At 35.9% G+C, this 21,739-nt stretch carries 24 protein-coding genes and 1 tRNA gene; 18 read left to right on the top strand and 7 right to left on the bottom strand.

The annotated features are described in order from the left end of the window. The first annotated feature begins 182 nt into the window (after window positions 1-182). From CP368_RS06015 to CP368_RS06000, 4 genes are all read left to right on the top strand, one after another. Window positions 183-887, top strand: coding sequence for a GH25 family lysozyme (locus CP368_RS06015; RefSeq protein WP_087175937.1), 705 nt, complete (start codon window positions 183-185; stop codon window positions 885-887). Then, a complete protein-coding gene (locus tag CP368_RS06010) occupies window positions 887-2,122 on the top strand; it encodes a DEAD/DEAH box helicase (protein ID WP_098045849.1) in 1,236 nt (411 codons plus the stop codon). The genes CP368_RS06015 and CP368_RS06010 overlap by 1 nt, the downstream gene beginning before the upstream one ends. Further along, window positions 2,119-3,447 (top strand): PTS sugar transporter subunit IIC, encoded by a 1,329-nt coding sequence (locus CP368_RS06005; protein WP_025005463.1) that lies wholly within the window; start codon window positions 2,119-2,121, stop codon window positions 3,445-3,447. The genes CP368_RS06010 and CP368_RS06005 overlap by 4 nt, the downstream gene beginning before the upstream one ends. A gap of 51 nt (window positions 3,448-3,498) precedes the next feature. Further along, window positions 3,499-3,571, top strand: a tRNA-Arg gene (locus tag CP368_RS06000). A 43-nt stretch (window positions 3,572-3,614) separates the two neighbouring features. Here CP368_RS06000 and CP368_RS05995 read toward each other — a convergent pair. Beyond that, a complete protein-coding gene (locus CP368_RS05995) occupies window positions 3,615-3,803 on the bottom strand; it encodes a hypothetical protein (RefSeq protein ID WP_025005464.1) in 189 nt (62 codons plus the stop codon). Window positions 3,804-3,910: 107 nt separating this feature from the next. Here CP368_RS05995 and wecB point away from each other — a divergent pair, with 107 nt between their 5' ends. Next, complete coding sequence (gene wecB / locus CP368_RS05990; RefSeq protein ID WP_098043764.1) at window positions 3,911-5,053, top strand: non-hydrolyzing UDP-N-acetylglucosamine 2-epimerase; 1,143 nt, start codon at window positions 3,911-3,913, stop codon at window positions 5,051-5,053. 24 nt (window positions 5,054-5,077) lie between these two features. Here wecB and CP368_RS05985 read toward each other — a convergent pair whose 3' ends face one another. Then, window positions 5,078-5,617: a GtrA family protein gene (locus CP368_RS05985; protein WP_025005465.1), complete on the bottom strand. Its 540-nt coding sequence runs from the start codon at window positions 5,615-5,617 to the stop codon at window positions 5,078-5,080. After that, window positions 5,610-6,056 carry a flavodoxin gene (locus CP368_RS05980; protein WP_087175941.1) on the bottom strand — a complete coding sequence of 149 codons (447 nt, stop codon included), beginning with the start codon at window positions 6,054-6,056 and terminating at the stop codon, window positions 5,610-5,612. Before CP368_RS05980 ends, CP368_RS05985 begins: the two co-directional genes overlap by 8 nt. A 204-nt stretch (window positions 6,057-6,260) precedes the next feature. Here CP368_RS05980 and CP368_RS05975 point away from each other — a divergent pair, with 204 nt between their 5' ends. The 8 genes from CP368_RS05975 (at window position 6,261) to CP368_RS05940 (ending at window position 13,601) form a co-directional block, all read left to right on the top strand. Continuing rightward, on the top strand, window positions 6,261-6,542 hold the full coding sequence (locus CP368_RS05975) for a hypothetical protein (RefSeq protein ID WP_098045848.1): 282 nt from the start codon (window positions 6,261-6,263) through the stop codon (window positions 6,540-6,542). A gap of 101 nt (window positions 6,543-6,643) precedes the next feature. Continuing rightward, window positions 6,644-7,156, top strand: a complete 513-nt coding sequence (locus tag CP368_RS05970) for a hypothetical protein (protein ID WP_233185807.1) — start codon at window positions 6,644-6,646, stop codon at window positions 7,154-7,156. Between the two features lie 81 nt (window positions 7,157-7,237). Further along, window positions 7,238-8,065, top strand: a complete 828-nt coding sequence (gene map, locus CP368_RS05965; RefSeq protein WP_003633294.1) for a type I methionyl aminopeptidase — start codon at window positions 7,238-7,240, stop codon at window positions 8,063-8,065. A gap of 8 nt (window positions 8,066-8,073) precedes the next feature. After that, window positions 8,074-8,997 carry a YihY/virulence factor BrkB family protein gene (locus CP368_RS05960; RefSeq protein WP_025005469.1) on the top strand — a complete coding sequence of 308 codons (924 nt, stop codon included), beginning with the start codon at window positions 8,074-8,076 and terminating at the stop codon, window positions 8,995-8,997. A 62-nt stretch (window positions 8,998-9,059) separates the two neighbouring features. Then, entirely contained in the window at window positions 9,060-9,959 is a 900-nt protein-coding gene (gene galU / locus CP368_RS05955; protein ID WP_025005470.1) for a UTP--glucose-1-phosphate uridylyltransferase GalU, read from the top strand. A gap of 107 nt (window positions 9,960-10,066) precedes the next feature. Next, window positions 10,067-11,227 (top strand): thiolase family protein, encoded by a 1,161-nt coding sequence (locus tag CP368_RS05950; protein WP_098043763.1) that lies wholly within the window; start codon window positions 10,067-10,069, stop codon window positions 11,225-11,227. Continuing rightward, entirely contained in the window at window positions 11,227-12,438 is a 1,212-nt protein-coding gene (locus tag CP368_RS05945; RefSeq protein ID WP_098045847.1) for a hydroxymethylglutaryl-CoA reductase, degradative, read from the top strand. The genes CP368_RS05950 and CP368_RS05945 overlap by 1 nt, the downstream gene beginning before the upstream one ends. Then, window positions 12,438-13,601 carry a hydroxymethylglutaryl-CoA synthase gene (locus tag CP368_RS05940; RefSeq protein ID WP_025005473.1) on the top strand — a complete coding sequence of 388 codons (1,164 nt, stop codon included), beginning with the start codon at window positions 12,438-12,440 and terminating at the stop codon, window positions 13,599-13,601. Before CP368_RS05945 ends, CP368_RS05940 begins: the two co-directional genes overlap by 1 nt. 37 nt (window positions 13,602-13,638) lie before the next feature. Here CP368_RS05940 and CP368_RS05935 read toward each other — a convergent pair whose 3' ends face one another. Continuing rightward, entirely contained in the window at window positions 13,639-13,923 is a 285-nt protein-coding gene (locus tag CP368_RS05935; protein WP_098045846.1) for a hypothetical protein, read from the bottom strand. Between the two features lie 82 nt (window positions 13,924-14,005). Between CP368_RS05935 and CP368_RS05930 the strand changes: the two genes are divergently transcribed. Further along, window positions 14,006-14,926: an alpha/beta hydrolase gene (locus tag CP368_RS05930; RefSeq protein WP_087175615.1), complete on the top strand. Its 921-nt coding sequence runs from the start codon at window positions 14,006-14,008 to the stop codon at window positions 14,924-14,926. Window positions 14,927-15,332: 406 nt separating this feature from the next. Here the strand turns inward: CP368_RS05930 and rlmD are convergent, their stop codons facing one another. Continuing rightward, window positions 15,333-16,715, bottom strand: coding sequence for a 23S rRNA (uracil(1939)-C(5))-methyltransferase RlmD (rlmD, locus tag CP368_RS05925; RefSeq protein ID WP_098036854.1), 1,383 nt, complete (start codon window positions 16,713-16,715; stop codon window positions 15,333-15,335). Between the two features lie 121 nt (window positions 16,716-16,836). Between rlmD and recX the strand changes: the two genes are divergently transcribed. Both recX and CP368_RS05915 read left to right on the top strand, forming a co-directional pair. Next, window positions 16,837-17,649, top strand: coding sequence for a recombination regulator RecX (recX, locus tag CP368_RS05920; RefSeq protein WP_087175617.1), 813 nt, complete (start codon window positions 16,837-16,839; stop codon window positions 17,647-17,649). Between the two features lie 9 nt (window positions 17,650-17,658). Continuing rightward, a complete protein-coding gene (locus CP368_RS05915) occupies window positions 17,659-18,141 on the top strand; it encodes a hypothetical protein (protein WP_087175618.1) in 483 nt (160 codons plus the stop codon). Here the strand turns inward: CP368_RS05915 and CP368_RS05910 are convergent, their stop codons facing one another. After that, window positions 18,142-18,603, bottom strand: a complete 462-nt coding sequence (locus CP368_RS05910) for a hypothetical protein (RefSeq protein WP_087175619.1) — start codon at window positions 18,601-18,603, stop codon at window positions 18,142-18,144. A 106-nt stretch (window positions 18,604-18,709) separates the two neighbouring features. On the opposite strand from CP368_RS05910, the gene CP368_RS05905 reads away from it, so the two are divergent. Both CP368_RS05905 and CP368_RS05900 read left to right on the top strand, forming a co-directional pair. Next, entirely contained in the window at window positions 18,710-19,582 is an 873-nt protein-coding gene (locus CP368_RS05905; RefSeq protein WP_098043760.1) for a hemolysin family protein, read from the top strand. Next, the gene (locus CP368_RS05900) at window positions 19,582-21,153 is read left to right on the top strand and encodes a peptide chain release factor 3 (protein ID WP_098043759.1); all 1,572 of its coding nucleotides are present in this window, start codon (window positions 19,582-19,584) and stop codon (window positions 21,151-21,153) included. Before CP368_RS05905 ends, CP368_RS05900 begins: the two co-directional genes overlap by 1 nt. A 65-nt stretch (window positions 21,154-21,218) precedes the next feature. On the opposite strand, the gene CP368_RS05895 is transcribed toward CP368_RS05900, so the two are convergent. After that, the gene (locus tag CP368_RS05895) at window positions 21,219-21,500 is read right to left on the bottom strand and encodes a DUF1827 family protein (protein WP_014563970.1); all 282 of its coding nucleotides are present in this window, start codon (window positions 21,498-21,500) and stop codon (window positions 21,219-21,221) included. Window positions 21,501-21,739: the final 239 nt, after the last annotated feature.

Genomic DNA, 21,739 nt, shown 5'->3' with positions numbered 1-21,739 from the left:
CTAGTTTCATGCACGCAAATTTTGGCTTTAACACAAACTAATTAAAAATAAAATTTACAATTTACATTGACTTATCACCACATGACTTAAAAAAGTTAATATATAAATTATTTTAGCACATGAAATATCAAGGGTTGGTATGATTCGCATTTTTGGTTAAAATATTAGCGGGAGGAAAAGTCATGAAAAGGTATCATCATAAATATACTTTACCTGCAATCTTGACTTTATTAATTTTAGCAATTGCATTTCTTTTGATTGGCTTTTTTAATTTTAAAAAGCAAACAACACTGCCACCGGATTCTAATTCTAGTCCGATCGGGATCGAACTGAATCAGGACATAGATTATGTAGATCTGCATAAGTTACAGTCTAATGGCATTTCATTTGTCTATTTGAAGGCAACACAAGGCAGATCTTATTTTGATGAAAATTATTTATCCTATCGAGATCAAATTTTGGGTACACAGCTCGCTTTTGGTAGTGAAATCTCATATAGTAATGAATCAACTGCCTTGCAGCATTATCGTTACTTTTTTAACCAAGTAGGGAATAATACAGGCAGCTTACCTATTTTAATTATTCCGGTAGCCGGACTTAGCAAAAAGTATTTGAAATCAATGAGTAAATTTACCCAGATGTTGCAGCAACGAGGTAAAACGGTAATGGTGGAGCTTGATCAAAAGTATCGCCATTACTTTGATTCAGCAACGTTATTTATGTCGACGGATAAAAAAGCGCCCAATAAATTAAAGTATTCATTTTGGCGTTATACAACTAACGGACGCGTAAAGGATGTTTCTGGCTTAGAAAAAGGCATTACAATGTACGCGTATAACGGAACCGTTAGTCAATATAAACAGAAGTATGGACAATTAACACAATAATGTATCAAGAAAAAATAAAACAAATATTGCTCAAAGAGCATAAAACCGAACCAACAATAATTCAAAAACAAACATACGATGCAATCAAAAATGGAGCTAGCTTAATAGGCTTAGCTAAAACGGGAACAGGCAAGACTTTAGCTTACGCTTTGCCTAGCTTAGAAAGAACGGAAAAAGGTAAAGCTAATAGCGTAGTTATCTTGGCTCCGACTACCGAATTAGCTGTTCAAATTCGGCATGCCATTAATCCTTACTTGCATGCATTAGATGTAAAGGGTGCAACCTTAGTAGGGGCTGGTAATAGAAAGAGACAAGAAGATAATTTAAAGAAAAAACATCCTGAGGTAATTGTAGCTACTCCAGGAAGATTCTTTGATTTCTTTTCTAGTGGTCGGATTAAGGTAGCTCAAATTAAAACTTTGATTATCGATGAAGCAGATGATATTTTGGAATTTGCTAAATTAGAGCTATTGTCTGCATTAGGTCAAAATTTAGGTTCAGATAGTCAAATTTTGCTTTTTGGTGCTACTGATTCAGAGATTACTAGAGATGCAGAAGAATTATTTGCACGTAATTTTCTTTTAGTTGATGTGCGGAATCAGCAGAGTTCAACTACCAAGCATTATTTTTTGCAAGTTGATAATCAACATAAGATTGAATTTTTACAAAGAATGACCAAATTAGATCATTTTAAAGGTATTCTTTTCTTTGATTCTAATGAGACCATGATGCGTTTTGCCGGTATTTTTGGTCATACCAAGACTAAGTTCGAATTATTAGCCAATGAATTTGGTAAGCAGCGTCGTGAAAAGGCCTTAAATGATCTTGCTACAGGAAAAACAAAGTTGCTTTTGGCAACGGATCTTGCTGCGCGTGGTTTGGATATTCCAGGTGTGACCTACGTTATCAATTTTGATATTCCAAGTGAACAAAATACTTATTTGCATAGAGCAGGTAGAACTGGAAGAATGAATGCCACTGGTTATGTGGTCACTTTAGGCGATGATCATGATTTTCGTGATCTGAAGAAACTTTTAGCCGATCAATTGCAGATAGAGCGAGTTTACTTTACTGGGTATCATTTGACTACTGCTAAACCTAAGAAAAAGAAAGAAAAGAAGCAAGAAGCTGCTGCAGAAGTTAAGCAGGTAGTTAAGAAAAAACAGAAAAAGCACAAGAAACGTAATAAGAAAAATAAGGGATATCATCCACATTATCTGAAGGTGAAAAAATGAATCGATTAGTTAGATGGCTGGAAGATTATGTATTGCCGCTAGCTAATCGTTTAGGACAGATAAGATGGTTAGTTGCGCTAAGGGATGCTTTTGTTTCTTTGATGCCAATCACTATTGCTGGATCGCTAGCTGTTTTGATTAAAAGCTTAGTTGAAGCTGCTAAAGTTCATTTAGGTTGGAATGCATTCGCTTTTGCAATGCAGCCTTTTGTGTCCATTAGCAATTTGGTGTGGCGAGGGACCTTTTCTCTTTTTGCATTTTTCTTTGCGTTGGCATTAGGATACCAGTTAGCTAAAGCTTTTGAAGGAAATAGGTTAGCGGCGGCTATTGTTTCGCTTTCATCCTTTGCTTTAAGTATCGCCAGTTTTGCAAAAATTAAATTTCATGGCGATAGTATTTTGATTAGGGATGCTTTTGATATCAGCCAATTTTCAACAACAGGATTATTTACTGCGATTTTATTTGGCTCGGCTGGGTTCTTTATTTATTGGGCCTGTTATAAAGCAAGAATTATGATTCATTTATCAGCTAATTTGCCACATGCTGAACAAGCGGCCTTTGACTCGATGATTCCTGCGATAATTGCGATCTTTAGTGTCGGTGGAATTAACTATGTATTTCAAGTTCTGACCGGGCAGTATTTTGGTGATTGGCTATTAACCAGTATTCAAATGCCATTGGTTAAATGGGGCCAGGGCTTTGGTACAGTGTTGTTAGTAACAATGTTGGTGCAGGTATTTTGGTTTTTCGGAATCAACGGCTTGGGAGTTTTATCACCAATTTTAGATTCAATCTGGCTAACCGCCCAAAATAGCAATATTACGGCTGTACGTAATGGACATGTTTCACCATATCTTTGGGGCCGTGGATCTTTTGATGTTTTTGCCTGGTTTGGTGGTGCCGGTGGTACATTAATGTTAATCGTTGCAATTTTAATGTTCTCTAAACGCAGTGATTATCGTACGGTAGCTAAAATTGCGCTTGCACCAGGTATTTTCAATATTGGAGAACCAATCTTATTGGGATTGCCTGTTGTTTTAAATCCAGTTTATTTAATTCCATTTGTATTAGCGCCAATAGTTAATGTTGCGTTTTCTTATTGGGTGAGCGTGATGGGGTTAGTCAATCCGGTACAAGTGGCGGTGCCAAGTATTATGCCGCCGATTATTGGTCCTTTTTTAGCCTGCAATTATGACTGGCGTGCGATTGTTTTAAGCATCGTCGATATGTTGATATCTTTAGCAATTTGGACACCTTTTGTTATTGCGGCAGATAAAATTGCAGATACCAATAATCCTAAAACATTTTTTACCACACAATTTTAGAAAAAAAGATTAACTATTACCTTATTTTTTGGTAAAGTTAATCTTAGGTTTGACCCCGTAGTTCATCTGGATAGAACAATGGTCTCCTAAACCGTAGAGGTGAGTTCGAATCTCACCGGGGTCATCAAAAAAGCCATCTGTGATGCAGATGGCTTTTTTTGTAAATATTAACCTAATGGATTGAGCATAATGTAAGTAATCAGGCCCCAGACGATAAAGACGCAGATTAGAGCAGAGTAAAGCAAGCGTCGTCTAAGTTTAGCAGGCTTAGCCTTGTCCAATCCAAATACTAAGCAGAAACTGCCAATGATAATAAATAGAGCCGTAGTAATTAAAAAAATTAAACTAGAATTCATAAATATATCCAACTTTCTGTAAGTACATCTTCAATTAAAACACAGAATTAAGATGCAAGATAGGAATAAATCAGTTATAGTTAAATAAGTTTATCGGAGGGAATTTTATGAAGAAGATTAAAGTAATGACTGTCTTTGGTACAAGACCTGAAGCGATAAAAATGGCACCGCTTGTTTTAAAACTAAAAAAAGATGAGCGCTTTGATGAAGTGACTGTAGTCAGTGCACAACATAGAGAAATGCTAGATCAGGTACTTGATATTTTTAAAATTAAACCTGATTACGACTTTAATATTATGCACAAGAATCAAACTTTGGAAGACATTACTTCGAAAGTTATGATCGATTTGTCAAAGGTTATCAAAGAAGAAAAGCCAGATGTTGTGCTGGTTCACGGTGATACAACGACTAGTTTTGCGGCAGGACTTGCTACCTTTTATCAACAAATTACATTGGGACATGTTGAAGCGGGGCTTAGAACTTGGAATAAGTATTCGCCATTTCCTGAAGAAATGAATCGCCAAATGACCGACGATTTGGCTGATTTATATTTTGCTCCAACTGAATTATCTAAGAGCAATTTGATTAAAGAAAATCATAAAGCAGACAATATTTTTGTAACTGGTAATACTGCAATTGATGCATTAGAACAAACTGTGCAAAAAGATTACCATCATGCCGTTATGGATAAAATTACGCCAGGCAACAAGGTGATCTTAGTGACTATGCACAGACGTGAAAATCAAGGCGAACCTATGCGCCGCGTCTTCAAGGTGATGCGTCAGGTAATTGATTCGCATCCTGATGTGGAAATTATTTATCCAGTGCACTTGTCTCCACGTGTGCAAGAAGTTGCTAACGAAGTTTTAGGCGGTGATCCTCGAATTCATTTGATCGAACCGCTTGATGTGGTTGATTTCCACAATTTAGCAAAACGCAGCTACTTTATCATGACTGATTCAGGCGGCGTGCAAGAAGAAGCTCCAAGTTTGGGCAAGCCAGTACTTGTTTTGCGTGATACAACTGAACGTCCCGAAGGCGTGAAGGCTGGTACTTTGAAGCTTGTGGGCACGCAAGTCGACTCAGTTAGAGAGAGTATGCTGGAACTTTTAGAAAATAAAGAAGCATATGACAAGATGGCGAATGCTAAGAATCCATATGGCGACGGTCATGCCAGTGATCGCATTATGGATGCGATTTATTACTATTTCAATAAAGATAAAGTAAAGAAGCCAAAAGATTTTGAATAAGAGCAAAACAAAAAGTAGCCAAATTTAATTTTTGCTACTTTTTTTATTATCTCGTTTATTTTTTTGTTCTTGAATCCGCATCTTAGCTCGTTCAATCATGGTATGTTCTTGCTTTTGAAAGACTGATCTAGTAGTTAAATAATTGAATACACCAACTAATACTTGGTCAATGATCTTAACAAGTAAGGCGTTTAAATGAAGCCAAGATAATCCTACCAGCATAATTAAAGTATCTGGAATTAGACTAATTACACGATAGGTAAAGAAAACTATTAATTTATGCCATGTGCTGTGATCATTATCGACATTATTAATAAAAACGGCTTTTTGGTTAAAGTAAAATGATGCCAGGTTGGACACAATAAAAGCAATGGTGTTAGAAATCACCATTACGCTGTGCCACCAAGAGTGAAGCACCATAAAGACTAAAGTGTTAATTAAGGCAGCTACAAAGCCAAAAATCATGTATACCCAAAGATTACGGTGTCTTTTAAGTATTTTTTGCCCTAATTGTCGAATTTGAGCTTGATCGACAGCAGTAACTTCTTTTTTATTTTTAGTCATGTAGCTTATCAGCCATTTCCTTTGCAGCTTGGTCGATTAGATCAATTGCTTCATCGTCAGGCGCATTTTCAATAGTGACTGGTTTAGTAATCTCAGTAGCACCACATTCTTTAAATGCCTTTTCATAGTCAAAAACATTTTCACAGAAGTGTTCACCATAGGTCTTATCTCCAGAACCCATGACAGCAAAATATTTACCACTTAAATCTAAAGCCTTTAATTCTTCATAAAAGTCTGCAATTTCATCGGTCATTGCACCTTCACCATAAGTGTAAGTAATGAAAATGCAGAGATCACTTTCTAAGTAATCGTTGGCATCCGTAAAACCAACATCGCTGGTTTCAACGTCAAAGCCATAGTCTTGAAGATCTTCTTCTAATATATCTGCCATGTCTTCATCATTGCCAGTCATACTGGCGTAGACAATTCTTGCTTTCATGATTTTTCATACCTTTCACTGCATTATACGACATTTTATTATACATGAAACTATCGTAAAATCGTTTGGTTTTATCAAATTTTTAAAATTGAAATTCATTATTTTGCCTTATATTTATGGATTTAAAATTTTTTCTGTATTTTTAATTAAACAAACGGTGAAGTAAATCAGAGATAACAGAGTTTTTTTAGTAGAGGGTAATTTATGCATAAAATTTTCAGAATTTTTATTATTTTGTTTTTAGCCTTAAGTGCGACAACCGTAGTTGGGCAAAGTTGTTATAATCAGCCAACCTATGCTTCGATGGGATCAACGGGTGGAGGCAGTACTTCAACAGGTGGTGGTTCTTTATCCGGCGGCGGTGGTTGGTCGTCATCAGATTCAGATAGTGATGCAGATTTCTTTGATTTACATAGTTGGGGAGTAATATTACTAATTTTCCTAGTTCTGGGAGGATTAGTATATTTAGAAATGCTTTTTTTCTAGATTCCGCTATTGGCTGCGCAAGATTCATTATGCGTACCATTTAAAGCGACAACGCCTATACACTTTTTCAACCTAATTTAATAATTAGTAAGTTCGAGAAAATGCTGCGGTTAACCAAAATTAAATTAGTGGAAAATAATGAATTAGATGATAGTTTTACAGAGACTTATGTTCAAGCTCAGTATTTATATAGTCAGCTTTTACGCGAAAAATATGTCAACCGCCATCATAGTCTGCATTTACTTAGAAAATATTTAGATAAATATTTCTACGAAGCCATGGTTAAGGAAATTAAATTGAAGATCTCACAGGGAACGATTGATGATACCGTTGTTAATAATATTGAAGTTGTCAAATATGCCAAGTTAGACGAAAATTTGATTATTACGCAATTAAACGTCAATGGTCAGGATAAAGAAGTTCAATTTAATGAAGGCTTTGAGGATAGCTTTGCTAGAGACACATGGAGCGATTATGTGATCTTCGGCAAGACAAAGTCGGGACAATATAAGATTGTTTCTTTAGTATATGGCGAGCATTTCCACTTAAATGGCAGAGATTATAATCGCCAAAGAAATTTACGTCACACTCAATACTTTGAAAGACGAAAATGATTAGCCTTTTAAAAGTATTTAGTAAAACGGTATAATAGTGGTATCTGAAACTAAAAAAGTTTTATCAAAGGAGAATTTGTTTTGATTACAATTAAATCAATTAGAGAACTTAAAGGTATGCAAGCTTCAGGCCATCTTCTTGCAACAATGTTTGAAGGCTTGCGTGATGTAATTAAGCCAGGAATTTCAACCTGGGAAATTGAAGAATTCTGCCAAGACTTTGTTAAGAGTCGTGGTGGTCGTCTTTCAGAACAAGGCTTTGAAGGCTACAAGTATGGTACTTGTATCTCAGTTAACGATGAAATTGCTCACCAAACTCCAAGAAAAGATCGTATCTTAAAGGAAGGCGACATCGTTAAGGTTGATGTAACTTGCAACTTAAATGGTTACGAGTCAGATTCATGCACTACTTATCCAGTTGGTGAAATTTCAGAAGCTGATAAGAAATTAATCGAAGTAACTAAGAAGGCAATGTACTTAGGAATTGATCAAGCCGTTTTAGGTAACCGTATCGGTGATATTGGTGCCGCTATTCAACATTGGGTTGAAGACGAAAACCATTATGGCGATGTCCGTGAATTAATTGGTCACGGTATTCAACCATCAATTCACGAAGATCCAGAAGTACCACACTGGGGCAAGGCTGGTCACGGCATTCGTCTTCGTGAAGGTATGACTATTACCTGTGAACCAATGGTTGAAGCAGGTGGCGATTGGCATATTGACCAAAGAACAGTTGATGACCCTAACGATGACTGGGTTTACTACGCAACTCCAGATGGTTCAAATGCTGCTCAATTTGAACACACTTTTGCTATTACTAAAGATGGTCCTAAGATCTTAACTTTACAAAAACCATATGATGGTTTAGAAAAATACATCCCTCACTTTGATGAGATGGATGATTAGGTTCTTGAATGAAAAATGAGATAAAGAAATCTAATTCAAAAATAAGTGATTTCTTTCTTACTTTGCGAACGATTTTGTCGCAAGGTGAGATTATTGATAGTTCAATTGTAATTGCATATTATATTTTGTTTTCAATCTTTCCGATTATCATTATTATCGGAAATGTCCTGCCTCTGTTTCATATTGATACAGCGCCTATTGCAAAATATTTAAATTTGATTTTTCCAGATCAAGTATCTAGTTTTATTATGCCGATCATCAATTCTTTATTGAAGACGACATCTACTGGCTATATTTCATTTGGTATTATTTTAGCGATTTGGTCTTTTTCTAATTTAGTTAATGCAATTAGATTAGGTGAGAACCGACTGTATGGTGTTCACCAAGTTGAATTAAAACTTTCAATGCTTAATTTTTTGTGGACAAGGTTGATCACAGTCATCTTTACTACTTTGATGATTATCATCTTTACTGCAGTTGGTGTAATATTGGCGTTTGGTCAAGAATTGCTAGATTTAATGGATGCAATTTTTAAAGTACCAGTTCATGAAATTGGTAAAATATTTAGCTATCGTTATCCTGTGATTTTCTTGATTATAATTTTGGCGGTATTTTACTTAAATTATGTTTTGCCAAATATTAAACTAAAGAAACGTGTAATTTGGCCGGGGGTATTTGTCACTTCATTTGGATGGATGGCGTTATCATTTTTATTTAGTTTTTATTTGCATAACTTTCCAATTACTTGGAAAAACTACGGCATTGTCGGTACGTTTATTATCTTTATGTTGTGGTTGAACATTGCTTCACTATTGTTTTTATTTGGCGTTGCTGTTAATGCAACGATTATTCGTAATCGAGTAGGAGAGCTTGAGTATTCTGCTGGTAGGATTGCAAGTTATATTCAAGATAAAAGGCGAAAACAAAAGTAGCTCTAAAATCACGATTTTGCTATGATACTGTTAAAAGTTAAGAGAATAGAAAGAGTGTCTGTATGAAAGTAAGAAAAGCTGTTATTCCAGCTGCCGGTTTAGGTACTAGATTCTTACCTGCAACTAAGGCTTTACCTAAAGAAATGTTGCCAATTGTTGATAAACCAACAATTCAATTTATCGTAGAAGAAGCCAAGAAGTCTGGTATTGAAGATATTTTGATTGTTATTGGTAAAAATAAGCGACCAATTGAAGATCATTTTGATTCTAATCCAGAACTTGAACAAGACTTGGAAGAAAAGGGTAAAAGCGAGTTGCTTAAGTTGACCCAAGGTATTACCAACTTAGGTGTCAATTTGTACTATACTAGACAACCACATCCAGCAGGCTTAGGGGATGCAATTTATCGTGCTCGCAGCTTTGTTGGAGATGAGCCATTTGTAGTAATGCTTGGGGATGATTTGATGGATGACAAAATTCCTTTAACTAAGCAATTGATTAATCGTTATGACAAGACTCATGCTTCTACTATTGCTGTAATGCCAGTGCCTCATGAAGAAGTTTCTAAATATGGGGTAATTGAACCTGAAAATGAAATCATGCCTGGTTTAATCAACGTTAAGTCTTTTGTAGAAAAGCCAGATATTGATAAGGCACCAAGTGATTATGCAATTATTGGACGTTACTTGCTTACACCAGAAATTTTTGATATTTTGGCTCATCAAAAACCAGGGCGTGGCGGAGAAATCCAATTAACAGATGCCATTGATACGATGAATAAGACACAACGCGTGTTTGCTCATGTATTTAAGGGTGAACGTCATGATGTTGGTAATAAAGAAGGCTATCTTGAAACTTCTATTGAATATGGACTAAAGCATCCTGAAATTAAGGATCAATTGCGTGCATATATTAAGAAGCTATCTAAGCAATTTGAAGCTGAAGATAAGAATAATAAATAAAAAGCAGATAATTGTTTACAGACTACGCGAGAGCGTAGTCTTTTTATGTTTTTTTTAATATTTTTTGTTATGATCATAGTGTTAATAATACAAATGGAGAAAAAGTGATGAAAAATATTTATATTGTAGCAGCCAAGAGAACACCTTTTGGCAAGTATCGTGGATTTTTTAAAGATGCTTCGGCAATTGATCTTGGCGTAATGGCATTAAAGGGCGCGTTAAAAGATGGAAATATTAATCCTGATAAGGTCCAAGAACTTTTTATGGGCAATGTTTTGAGTACAGGCTTGGGTGAAAATATGGCTCGTCAGGTTGCTCTTAATTCAGGGATGAAAGAAGAATCCACTGCGGCAACGATTAATGATGTTTGTGGCTCTAGCCTTAAGGCTGTCCGTTTAGCTCAAGGTCAAATGGAAATGGGCGATTTAGATCTAGTTGCAGTTGGTGGTAGCGAAAGCATGACCCGTGCACCATATTTGGTTAAAAAAGAAAATAAAGAAAATCCTGCAGACCATTTAGTAAATACTATGATAAATGATGGTTTGATGGATGCTTTTTCTGGACAACATATGGGGATTACCGCCGAAAACGTTGCACAAAGATATCATGTTACCCGTGAAGAGATGGATGAATTTAGTCTTCGTTCTCATAAAAAAGCGGCAGAAGCAACGAAATATGGCTTTTTTGATAACGAAATTTTGCCAATTGAAATTGATGGTGAAACTTTAGATCATGATGAGCCAATTCGTCCAGATACTTCTATGGAAGCCTTAAGTCAATTAAAACCGGTCTTTAAAGAGGATGGTGACGTAACCGCCGGTAATTCGTCTCCATTAACAGATGGTGCAAGTATGTTGGTATTAGCCACAGAAGACAAGGTTAAGGAATTAAACTTAAAGCCGATTGCTAAGCTAGGAGCTTTTGCGGAAGCTGGATTTGATCCTGCTTATATGGGATATACACCATATTTTGCCGTGAAGAAGCTGCTTGAAAAAACAGGACGTTCAATTAATGATTATGATATTGTAGAACTAAACGAAGCCTTTGCTTCGCAAAGCGTAGCAGTAGCTCGTGATTTGCAAATCCCTGATGATAAATTAAATATCATGGGTGGTGCCATTGCGTTGGGACATCCATTAGGTGCAACTGGAACCAGATTAATTTGTTCTGCAATTAGTGGCTTAAAGAAGGAGCAAGGCCAGCGTGCATTGGTAACTTTGTGCATTGGCGGTGGTCAAGCAATCGCATATGAAATCGAGAATGTTTAATGAAGTTTTATCAATTAAAGCCTGAGCAAAGGCGAGAAATTTTACAATCTGAAGGAATAAATTTAGAAGATATTGATGATCAGGTTCTTAACCGCTTAGACAAATTAAGCGAAAATGTTGTGGGCCAATTACGGTTGCCTTTGGGAGTAGTGCAAAATCTTTTACTAAATGAGCAATCGTATATGGTCCCTATGGCTGTAGAAGAACCTTCAGTTGTGGCAGCTGCTAATCATGGTGCTCATATTTTTGCACGAAATGGTGGAGTCAAGGCAACTAGCAAGCGAACAGGAATCTATGGTCAAATCGTTTTAAAGATAAATTCTGACTTTTCTTTGGTAAACTTAAAAAAACAATTTCCTGATTTGATCGATTTAGCTAATACAGAATTTGCTAGTTTAATTCGTCACGGTGGTGGAACTAGATCAATTGAGGCTGAACAAAAAGGTGATTTAGTCTATCTTAAAGTTTTAGTTGATCCCGCTGAAGCAATGGGAGCAAATAAGACAAATTCTATCTTGGAATTTTTAGCAGCTAAATTAAAACAATTCCCAGGTGTTGAAGAAAAATTATTTGCCATTTTATCAAATTATCCTAGTCAGTTGACTACGGTTATAGTTACTCTTGATCCTAAAACAATGGGTGGCCGGAAATTAGCTGAACGTGTTGCTTTGCTCAGCAAAATTGGTTATGAAGATCCATATCGAGCAGTAACCAATAATAAAGGAATCATGAATGGCGTTGATGCGGTGTTAATTGCTACAGGAAATGATTACCGCGCAATTGAAAGTGCGACTGCAGTTTTAGCTAACCAAGATGGACATTATCGCAGTTTGTCTAAATGGACTATGCAAGATGGCAAGCTAGTTGGCGAATTAACTTTGCCAATGGCTATTGGAGTAGTTGGTGGTTCTATTAAGGCTCGCAAAGATGTACAGCAGAGTTTTGCTATTTTAGGTAAGAAGATTACCAGTGCTAAGTTAGCCGAAATTATTGTCAGTGTTGGGTTAGCTAATAATCTGGCAGCACTATTGGCGATTTCTACTGTAGGAATTCAAGCAGGACATATGAAGCTGCAAGCACGCAATATCGTCGCTGAACTTGATGCCAGTGATGATGAAAAGAAGCAGGTATTAACACAAATAATTGAGCAAAAAGATTATTCTGAAAGTTATGCACAACTTGTTTTAAAGCAAATAAGAGAGGGAAAATAATGCAAGTAGGTATTGATAAGATTGGACTTTTTACTCCTAACAAATATGTAGACATGGTTGATTTAGCCCATGCAAGAAATGAAGATCCAAATAAGTTTTTGATCGGTATTGGTCAAAGTGAAATGAGCGTTGCAGATCAAACCCAAGATGCTGTTTCAATGGGAATTAATGCAACGATGAAGTACATTGACCGGATTGATAAGGATAAGATTGGTTTATTGGTCTTTGGTACCGAAAGCGGGATCGATCAATCTAAATCAGCTTCACTTTTTGTTAAGACAGCACTTAAATTAAAACCAGAAGTGCGGACTTTTGAAGTAAAAGAGGCATGTTTTGGCTTAACCGCTGCCTTAATGATTGCACGTGATTTCGTTAGAGTTCATCCCGACCAAACTGCAATGGTTATTGGTAGTGATATTGCACGTTACGGTATTGGTACTGCGGGTGAAGTAACCCAAGGTGCTGGTAGTGTAAGTATGCTGATTAAGGCTGATCCAGCTATTTTAGCTTTAAATGATGGTCACAGTGCATACAGCGAGGACATTAATGACTTTTGGCGTCCAAATAACTCTAAATTAGCAATGGTTGATGGTAAATATTCAACACAAGTCTATTTAGATTTCTTTAGCAAAACTTTTGCGGATTATAAAAAGCAAAAGAATTTGGAAACAAAAGATTTTGATGCTATTATTTATCACTTGCCATTCACTAAGATGGGGTTAAAGGCTAATCGAATTGCTGTTGCTGATCAAGATGAAGCCACTACTGAAAAATTGCAAAATTCATTTGCTGCTTCTAAACAATTATCACGTCGAGTTGGTAATATTTATACTGCCTCTCTTTATATGAGCTTGTTGAGTTTGCTTGAAAACGGTAATTTATCAGCTGGCTCATTAGTTGGTTTATTCTCATATGGCTCAGGTGCCATGGGTGAATTTTACAGTGGCAATCTTGTAGCTGGCTATGAAAAAGAAATTAATGCAGCCAGCGATGAAAAGATGCTTGAAAGACGTCAAAAGTTAAGTATTCCTGAATACGAAGATGTGTTTAATACTGCGCTTGAAGATCCGGAAGACAATGAAGAATTAACTAGTGATGATGAAAAAGGCACTTGGTATTTTGCAGGTACTAAAGGCAATATTCGTCAATATAAAGTTAAGTAAAATGGAAAAGGCTATGATCATGATGATCGTAGCCTTTTTACATAAGAACAATTTGATTGTTGTCTTCTTTGATTTGTAATCCAAAAATGTGATGTTCTTCTTGGTCAACTGCTATTAAAAGAGGAATACCGCGGTTATGCATATGACCTACTAAGCGGATCAGTTTAGTCTTAGTCATTGCTTCTTCTCCTGGATAAAGCAGACAGTGGCCATCTACCAGAGTTAGTTTGCCCCAAGGAACAACTTTATCGTCTATTTTTAGATAAAAAGTGGTATTAATATTTAAATCGTTAATTAATTGAAGTAAATCTGTTAAGCGCATTTTCAAGTATAATTAAAATTAGTAATAGTTATTAACTAATTATAGAACGAATAATAAAGTAAATTAACATGGAAGAATCAAAATGAAGAAAAAAATAATATTATCGTCTTTGACTTTGGCTGGACTAGGGTGGTTAGCAATTAGCGACTATTTTTTTAAATACGCGATGACCACTTATAAGAAAAAGCCAGAATCTAAAGAATTATCCGGTAGGGATGCGCTATATCGTGACAAGCTTGGGTTCAAAGAATTTGAAAAACAAGAATGGATTTTAAGAGTAGATTCTAATATAAGTTTATATGCTAACTATCTTGATAATCATTCTAAGAAGACGACGATTTTATTGCATGGCTTTATGAGCGACGGAGATAGCATGGCTGGTTTTGCCAAGATGTTTTATGATTTGGGATATAATGTCTTGTTGCCTGATGCGCGGGCACATGGACGCAGCTCAGGCGAATATATTGGCTATGGCTGGGTAGAAAAAGACGATATTTTACGCTGGATTAAAAAAGCGATTGGCTATACTGGGGATGATACTCAGATCGTCGTGATGGGACAAAGCATGGGCGGTGCTACTGCGATGATGGTTTCCGGCTTAAAATTACCTAAGCAGGTAAAAGCATTTATTGAAGATTGTGGATATTCCAGTGTAAAAGAAGAAGTGGATTATCAAGCAGGTAATTTATTTGGTTTGCCTAAAGTAATTCGTAAACCTTTGATCAAGACCATGAGTGGTATTAATAGAATAGAGAATGGCTTTTTCTTAAAACGAGCATCATCTGTTAAACAATTGCGGAAGAATACGCGGCCGTTTTTGTTTATCCATGGTGGAAAAGACCACTTTGTGCCTACCGAAATGGTGTATCAAAATTATGCGGCAACTAATGCACCTAAGTTTTTATGGGTTGCACCGTTAGCTGGGCACGCTCTATCTTATCCAATGTACAAAAATAAATATCGACAAGTTATCAAAGCTTTTTTGAAAAAATATATTCATTAATTATTGCAAGCGGTTACACAACAGGATATAATTAGTGACGTGGAAGAGGTAGAAATTAAGTTAACAAGTATAAATATAAGTAAGTTTTTATCTCCAGAATTGTATTATTATTGGAAACTTGAAAGATTCTCTATATGTAGAGGTATCAGCCCTAATAATGGCTGTTTACAAAACTCCAATTCATTAAAAGTTACGTTTTATGTAAAGACCCGAACAAGTGAATGTTAATATTGGTTACGATGATGCCATTGTTTTAATACATAACGAACAGTTGAAGATCGTGACTATCAATTTGATGAGCTACCTCATCCACTTGAATTGCGACTGCTAAGAGACAAGGATTGCCCGACAGTCGCTTTTTGTATGCAAAAACAACCTAGCTGATAACTAGGTTGTTTTTCTTATCTTATTTTCTTAAAACTAATTTAGCGATTGCTTCACAACGTGGAGTTTGTGGCAACATATCCACATTTTGGATTACACGGACATCGTAAACTTCACTTAATAAGACTAAATCTTGAGCTAAAGTAGATGGGTTACATGAAATGTAAACAAAAGTTTCAGGTTTTACCTGTAAAAGAGTTTTGATTAATTTTTTAGCCAAGCCTGTTCTAGGTGGGTCAACGATTAAGGCATCGATTGAAACGCCGCTGTTCTTTAATTCAGGCAATACCTTTTCTACGCTGCCTTGGATGTAATCTGCATTTTTGATGTGATTGAGTTCCACATTGTGCTCTGCATCTTTAACGGCTTCAGGAATAGTTTCGATTCCGATAACTTGCTTGACGCGATCAGCAGCCAAAATACCTAAGGTACCAACGCCACTATAGGCATCGATCAAAGTTTGATCTGGGGTTAAGTCTAAGTATTTCAATGCTTCTGAATAAAGGTTGACAGTTTGAACCGGGTTGAGTTGGAAGAAGGCACGCGGAGACAAGGCGAATTTTTTGCCTAAGATTTCTTCAGTAATTTGGTTTTTACCTAAAAGCTTTTCGGTCTTGTTGCCCCAAACTTGTGGATTTTGCCATTCAGTTTCGTTTTGGTAAACGCTGACGACATTATCCAGCTTCATGATTTCTTTAGCAAGTGGGATTAAGTTCTTGATCTTGTGACCAATGGTGATCAAAGTAACTTGAATTTCTTTGCTAGCTTCAGATTGACGCACTACGATAGTTTTGACGCCGGGTAAATGACGACGGAAGTTAGCAACAGGGACATGCAACTTCTCAATTAAAACTTTGATTTCACGTTCAGTCTTTTGAGTGTCTTCACTTTGCGTAGGCATCTTAGGCAAATCGATCAAGCGGTGAGAATTTGGTGCAAAAAGACCTAATTTAGTTTTACCGTGAACATTTTCGATTTGGTATTGTGCCTTATTGCGGTAATGCCATTCATCAGGAGCAGGGATAGTCTTCTTAACCTTGTATTTAGCATAGTTTCTTGGATGGTACTTTCTAAGTGATTCAAGCATATTATTACGCTTGAATTCAAGTTGCTTTTCATAAGACAAATGTGCTAGTTCCAATCCACCAATTTCTGGATCTACGCCTTCTGGGAAAGCTACTCGATCAGGACTCTTTTCCTTAATGCGGACAAGTTCACCTTGAAGATAGTGAGGGTAGCTCTTAACAATTTTGGCTACGACTACTTCATCTGGCAAAGCACCTGGGATAAAGATAATCTTCTTTTTATAATAGCCGATTCCTTCGCCATTAATTCCCAAACGTTTAATTGTGATAATTACATCTTTTTCATGATGTTGTTTTTTATTTGTAAATTTTTTATTCATCATCTTATTCTTTCTACTAAAAACTAATTACATTGCTTTTAATTGTACTACCTGGTAAAAGTTCTTAGCAAGATTTAAAAAAATTTGCTAGCATGTATTTTGGAATATGCGAGGTGAAAAAATGATCATAACCAAAGTTAGTGCACAAAAGCGCCCAGGTCGCTATAATATTTTCCTAGATGGTAAATATGCTTTTTCTGCTGGTGAAAAAACAGTCGCTGAGTTTGTTCTTTTAAAAGGAAAAGAACTTGATGATGAGCAAGTTGAAAAAATCAGACAATTTGATGCTGCTGCTAAAGCTAGTGATCTAGCAGCACATTTTTTGAGTTACGAACCTCGAACTATTTTTGAAGTCTTGCAGTATTTAAAAAAGCATGAAATTTCTGATGAAGCTGCTAATAGTGCCGTTAATCAGTTAAATGAGTTAGGTTATTTAGATGATCGTCAGTATGCTAAATTATTTATTAAAAATGATTTACGTGTCGGATCAGATGGACCGAAAAGTTTGCTACGTAAATTAACGCAAAAAGGTGTTGATCCAGAAATCAGTCAGACAGAATTAGACGAAGTGATGGATGAAGACTGGATTGAAGTCGGTCAAAGAGTAATCAAATCGATGATTCATCAAGCAGGTAAACTGGCTCAGCGAGAATTAAAGCGTAAGATGAAAACTAAGTTATTAATGCATGGTTTTGACGGTGGAATTAGCAGTGAAATAATTGCATCTTTAGATCTTGAAGATGATGAAGATTTGCAAATGCAAGCTTTAAAAAAGCAGGGCATCAAAGCCTATAAACGTTTTCGTCGCTATGATGAAAGTGAATGCAAGTTTCGGATGAAGAAATATCTCTTCAGCCATGGTTTTTCAACTAGTGAAATTGATGCATTTTTAAATGGTGAAGTAATTAATTTTGATGATTTAGCAGAATATTAAGGAGAAAAAATGAAAAAGAATATTGATAAGAAGTTATTTGTTGGCCGTCCTTTCCCAGATAGTTTGATGAATGCCCAAAAGAGTTTTATGGAATCTAATCAACAAATGGAAAATGATGAAGTATTTCAAAAGTTTTTAGCAGATAATAATCTAGAAAATAAGCGTTCAGCCTTAATTGTTTCAGGCCCAGATAGCTTTATGTACTGGTATGGCGTAGTAACTGATGTGGAAGCTGATAAGGTGCCAACAGGTTTAATGAAGTTTGAATTACCTAAGGCTGAAATAGATGAAGAAGTAGAAGAAAATCAAAATTTAGTTTACTTTAACTTGCCATTAAATAGCACTGTACCTAATTTTGTAAAAAAGGTAGTAGCCAATGGAGTTAAGGTTTATGAGAACTTAGGTGATAGCGATACTCCATATATTGTCTGGGATCTAGATTTAGATACAAAAAAACTGACCCAAGCATTTTACGTAAAGGTCAGTGAATAATTAATGTTGTTGTGGATCGATTGATAGATTATCGTATTCAACATAAGCGCCAAGACAAGTTGATACGAACATGATTAATAAGACGAAACCGATGGAACTACCTACAATTTGATCTAGTGTTAACACGGCACGTACTAAATAAGTTGCGGCAAAGCATAAAATAAAATCTAAGACGATATTTGCAAATAATAAGAAATAGCGTCGTCTAATACTGAAAAAGCGCAAAAGCTGCTTTAACAAACCGTCATTAGTTTGCATAGCTAATAGATCAACTGGTCGTTGAATCGTAGCTTTAACTGCAAACATAATGATAGAACCGACTAAAGCACCAATAATTGTGCGGTAAATTTCTGCCGAATGGAGAACTAGTGCATTATAGCCGATACCGATAATTAGTAAGCTACAGATATATGGAACAAGTAATAAAAAAGTAAAAACCAATAAAACGTGGCTTTTTTTCATAAGGATTTCCTCCTTTTAGTCTTATTTGCTATTTTAACATACTGTTAATTGCTCTATGCTATAATAACTTTATTTAGATAACTTTTTTAAGAAAGAGAGTAAAAAAATGAGTAGTGATCCTGGAGCGGAGAATCTTTTTGTTCGCCTTAAAAATAGATTGTCAGGTGAGACAGAAGAAGGAACTAAAGATCATTTAGAAAAAGAAATTATCAATTTACATGATAATCATAAAATTAATGATACTGAGTTCTCAATGCTTGAAAGAATTCTGGACTTTCAGGGGAAAATGGCTCGCGAAGTAATGGTACCAAGAACAGACGCGTTTATGGTAGATGCGGATGTGAGTTTTCAAGATAATCTTGATGAAATATTGCGTAAGCCGTATTCGCGTATTCCAGTATATAAACGAGATAAGGATAAAATCGTCGGCATAATTCATATCAGAACGGTATTGCGTAAGGCTAAGATTAAGGGGTTTGAAAATCTTGATTATCAAGATGTAATGACTGAACCTTTATTTGCACCAGAAACAGCAGAATTAGGGGATCTGTTGATGGAAATGCAGCAAACGCAGCGTCAACTAGCTATTTTAACAGATGAGTATGGTGGCGTAACTGGCTTGGCTACTATTGAAGACCTTGTCGAAGAGATCGTAGGGGATATCGACGACGAGGTTGATCATACAGAGATTTTGTATAATCAAATTGCGCCCAATAAGTATATTATCTATGGAAAAATGCCGTTAGATGATTTTAATGAGCAATTTGGTACGCATCTTGAAATGGAAGATGTAGATACGGTAGCAGGTTATGTCATTAATACCTTGAAGATGATCCCAGCTAAAGGGGAAAAGTTAACCGTTGACATTGGTGACGGGATGACTTTGACTACTAGAAGAATGAAAGGGTCACGTTTACTTACGGTTTTGTTGACAAAGGATAAACAAGAAATAAAAAAGGAAGAAGATAAAAAAGAGTAATGGATAAAGAGTTAGCAGAGAAAGTAAAGAAAAGAAGAACATTTGCAATTATTTCTCACCCAGATGCAGGTAAGACAACAATTACGGAACAAATGCTGTTATTTGGTGGGGTAATTAGAAAAGCTGGTACTGTTAAAGCCCGTAAAACTGGTAACTTTGCTACAAGTGACTGGATGGAAATTGAAAAAAAGCGTGGTATTTCAGTTACTAGTTCCGTTATGCAGTTTGAGTACAAGGGCAAGAGAATCAATATCTTGGATACACCAGGACACCAAGATTTCTCAGAAGATACCTATCGTACTTTAATGGCGGTGGATGCTGCTGTCATGGTAATTGACTCTGCAAAGGGTATCGAACCACAAACTAAGAAACTATTTAAAGTTGTTAAAAAACGTGGTATTCCGATTTTTACTTTTATGAACAAGTTAGACCGTGATGGTCGACCACCACTTGATTTGATTGCTGAACTTGAAGATTTGCTCGGCATTGAAGGTGTAGCAATGGACTGGCCGATTGGTTCTGGTCAAACTTTAAAAGGCTTGTATGATATTGCTAATAATCGCGTTGAATTGTACCGCAAAGATGGCGCAGACCGTTTCTTACCATTGAATGAAGATGGTACTTTGCCTGATAGCGAACCATTGAGTCAAGATCCTCAATTCCAAGATACTCTTGATGAAATTGAATTGGTTAAAGAAGCTGGTAATAAATTTGATCCTGAAAAAATTGCTTTGGGTGATCAAACTCCAGTCTTCTTCGGTTCAGCTTTAACCAATTTTGGTGTAGAAACATTCTTAAATAGTTTCGTTGATTTAGCACCGGCTCCTGAAAGTCATACTGTTAATGGGGATGAAGAACTTAGTCCAAAAGATCCGGAATTCTCAGGCTTTGTCTTTAAGATTCAGGCTAACATGAATCCTCACCACCGTGATCGAATCGCATTTGTCCGTGTTGGTAGTGGTGAATTTAAAAAAGGATTGGATGTTACTTTAGCAAGAACAGGTAAGCCAATCCGTTTGAATAATGCAACTGAATTTATGTCTAGTGAACGTGTGCAAGTTTCAGATGCCGTAGCTGGAGATATTGTTGGTTTGTACGATACTGGTAACTTCCAAATTGGAGACAGTATTTATTCAGGTAAACGTAAAATCGTTTATCCACCACTTCCAGAATTTACTCCAGAATTGTTTATGCGGGTAACTGCTAAGAATGTGATGAAGCAAAAGTCATTCCACAAGGGAATGAATCAGTTGGTTCAAGAAGGTGCTATTCAGCTTTACCGTAATTACCAAACCGATGAATATATTTTAGGTGCGGTTGGTCAATTGCAATTTGAAGTCTTCCAATTCAGAATGAAGAATGAATATAATTCAGAAGTTGAGATGAATAGTATTGGACATAGAGTTGCGCGTTGGATTGATCCAGAGCAACTTGATCCTCGTATGTCTAACAGCCGTAATCTTCTAGTAAAAGACCGTTATGGCAATCCATTGTTCTTGTTTGAGAATGAATTTGCAGAACGATTCTTCCACGACAAGTATCCGGATGTTAAATTAACGGAAAAGCTCTAATAAAAAATAAGCGTCTAGGAAATAAATCCTCTAGACGCTTATTTTTGTGATTAAATTTATTTAATTTACTTGTCGACGTGAATTTCAATGACGTGACGGCTCTTGTCAACGGTTAAAGTATATGAAGAATCGTAATCTTTGATTAATCGTTTGATGACAAATTCAATTTCATCTTCACGGACACGGCGATCATGGTTTTCAAGTGCAATGCCGATTGCATTTTTGCTTTCGGTATAAATTACTGAAGTATTTCCTAATGAATATACTTTAACGTAATTAGCATCGGTAGTATTGAGCTGACTGTGAACCAAGTTAGAATAGTTGTTAGTTACATCGATTAAATGCATGAATTTCACCTGTTTCTTTTAGTTTTTATAACTTAAATTTAGTATACATCAAATTAAGCAGCATCTTTTTATTTTTATTAAATTAAATAAAAAGATGCTGCTGATTATTAATCAATGTCATTAAGTTAAGACATTGACAAATTGAAAAGAGTCGAATCGTTGTGATTCGGCTCTTTTTTTGCATAAAATAAAGGCGAAAAGAACCTACCTTTTCGCCCTCTGATTAAATTATTAAACCT

The sequence above is a fragment of the Lactobacillus sp. UMNPBX17 genome (assembly GCF_002553735.1).
GTDB lineage: Bacteria > Bacillota > Bacilli > Lactobacillales > Lactobacillaceae > Lactobacillus > Lactobacillus gallinarum.
This window is presented reverse-complemented; position numbering and strand designations above follow the sequence as displayed.

Coding starts and splice junctions, on each gene's coding strand:
- CP368_RS06015 (WP_087175937.1), top strand. CDS start 183: ATGAAAAGGTATCATCATAAATATACTTTACCTGCAATCTTGACTTTA.
- CP368_RS06010 (WP_098045849.1), top strand. CDS start 887: ATGTATCAAGAAAAAATAAAACAAATATTGCTCAAAGAGCATAAAACC.
- CP368_RS06005 (WP_025005463.1), top strand. CDS start 2,119: ATGAATCGATTAGTTAGATGGCTGGAAGATTATGTATTGCCGCTAGCT.
- CP368_RS05995 (WP_025005464.1), bottom strand. CDS start 3,803: ATGAATTCTAGTTTAATTTTTTTAATTACTACGGCTCTATTTATTATC.
- wecB (WP_098043764.1), top strand. CDS start 3,911: ATGAAGAAGATTAAAGTAATGACTGTCTTTGGTACAAGACCTGAAGCG.
- CP368_RS05985 (WP_025005465.1), bottom strand. CDS start 5,617: ATGACTAAAAATAAAAAAGAAGTTACTGCTGTCGATCAAGCTCAAATT.
- CP368_RS05980 (WP_087175941.1), bottom strand. CDS start 6,056: ATGAAAGCAAGAATTGTCTACGCCAGTATGACTGGCAATGATGAAGAC.
- CP368_RS05975 (WP_098045848.1), top strand. CDS start 6,261: ATGCATAAAATTTTCAGAATTTTTATTATTTTGTTTTTAGCCTTAAGT.
- CP368_RS05970 (WP_233185807.1), top strand. CDS start 6,644: ATGCTGCGGTTAACCAAAATTAAATTAGTGGAAAATAATGAATTAGAT.
- CP368_RS05960 (WP_025005469.1), top strand. CDS start 8,074: ATGAAAAATGAGATAAAGAAATCTAATTCAAAAATAAGTGATTTCTTT.
- galU (WP_025005470.1), top strand. CDS start 9,060: ATGAAAGTAAGAAAAGCTGTTATTCCAGCTGCCGGTTTAGGTACTAGA.
- CP368_RS05950 (WP_098043763.1), top strand. CDS start 10,067: ATGAAAAATATTTATATTGTAGCAGCCAAGAGAACACCTTTTGGCAAG.
- CP368_RS05945 (WP_098045847.1), top strand. CDS start 11,227: ATGAAGTTTTATCAATTAAAGCCTGAGCAAAGGCGAGAAATTTTACAA.
- CP368_RS05940 (WP_025005473.1), top strand. CDS start 12,438: ATGCAAGTAGGTATTGATAAGATTGGACTTTTTACTCCTAACAAATAT.
- CP368_RS05935 (WP_098045846.1), bottom strand. CDS start 13,923: ATGCGCTTAACAGATTTACTTCAATTAATTAACGATTTAAATATTAAT.
- CP368_RS05930 (WP_087175615.1), top strand. CDS start 14,006: ATGAAGAAAAAAATAATATTATCGTCTTTGACTTTGGCTGGACTAGGG.
- rlmD (WP_098036854.1), bottom strand. CDS start 16,715: ATGAATAAAAAATTTACAAATAAAAAACAACATCATGAAAAAGATGTA.
- recX (WP_087175617.1), top strand. CDS start 16,837: ATGATCATAACCAAAGTTAGTGCACAAAAGCGCCCAGGTCGCTATAAT.
- CP368_RS05915 (WP_087175618.1), top strand. CDS start 17,659: ATGAAAAAGAATATTGATAAGAAGTTATTTGTTGGCCGTCCTTTCCCA.
- CP368_RS05910 (WP_087175619.1), bottom strand. CDS start 18,603: ATGAAAAAAAGCCACGTTTTATTGGTTTTTACTTTTTTATTACTTGTT.
- CP368_RS05905 (WP_098043760.1), top strand. CDS start 18,710: ATGAGTAGTGATCCTGGAGCGGAGAATCTTTTTGTTCGCCTTAAAAAT.
- CP368_RS05900 (WP_098043759.1), top strand. CDS start 19,582: ATGGATAAAGAGTTAGCAGAGAAAGTAAAGAAAAGAAGAACATTTGCA.
- CP368_RS05895 (WP_014563970.1), bottom strand. CDS start 21,500: ATGCATTTAATCGATGTAACTAACAACTATTCTAACTTGGTTCACAGT.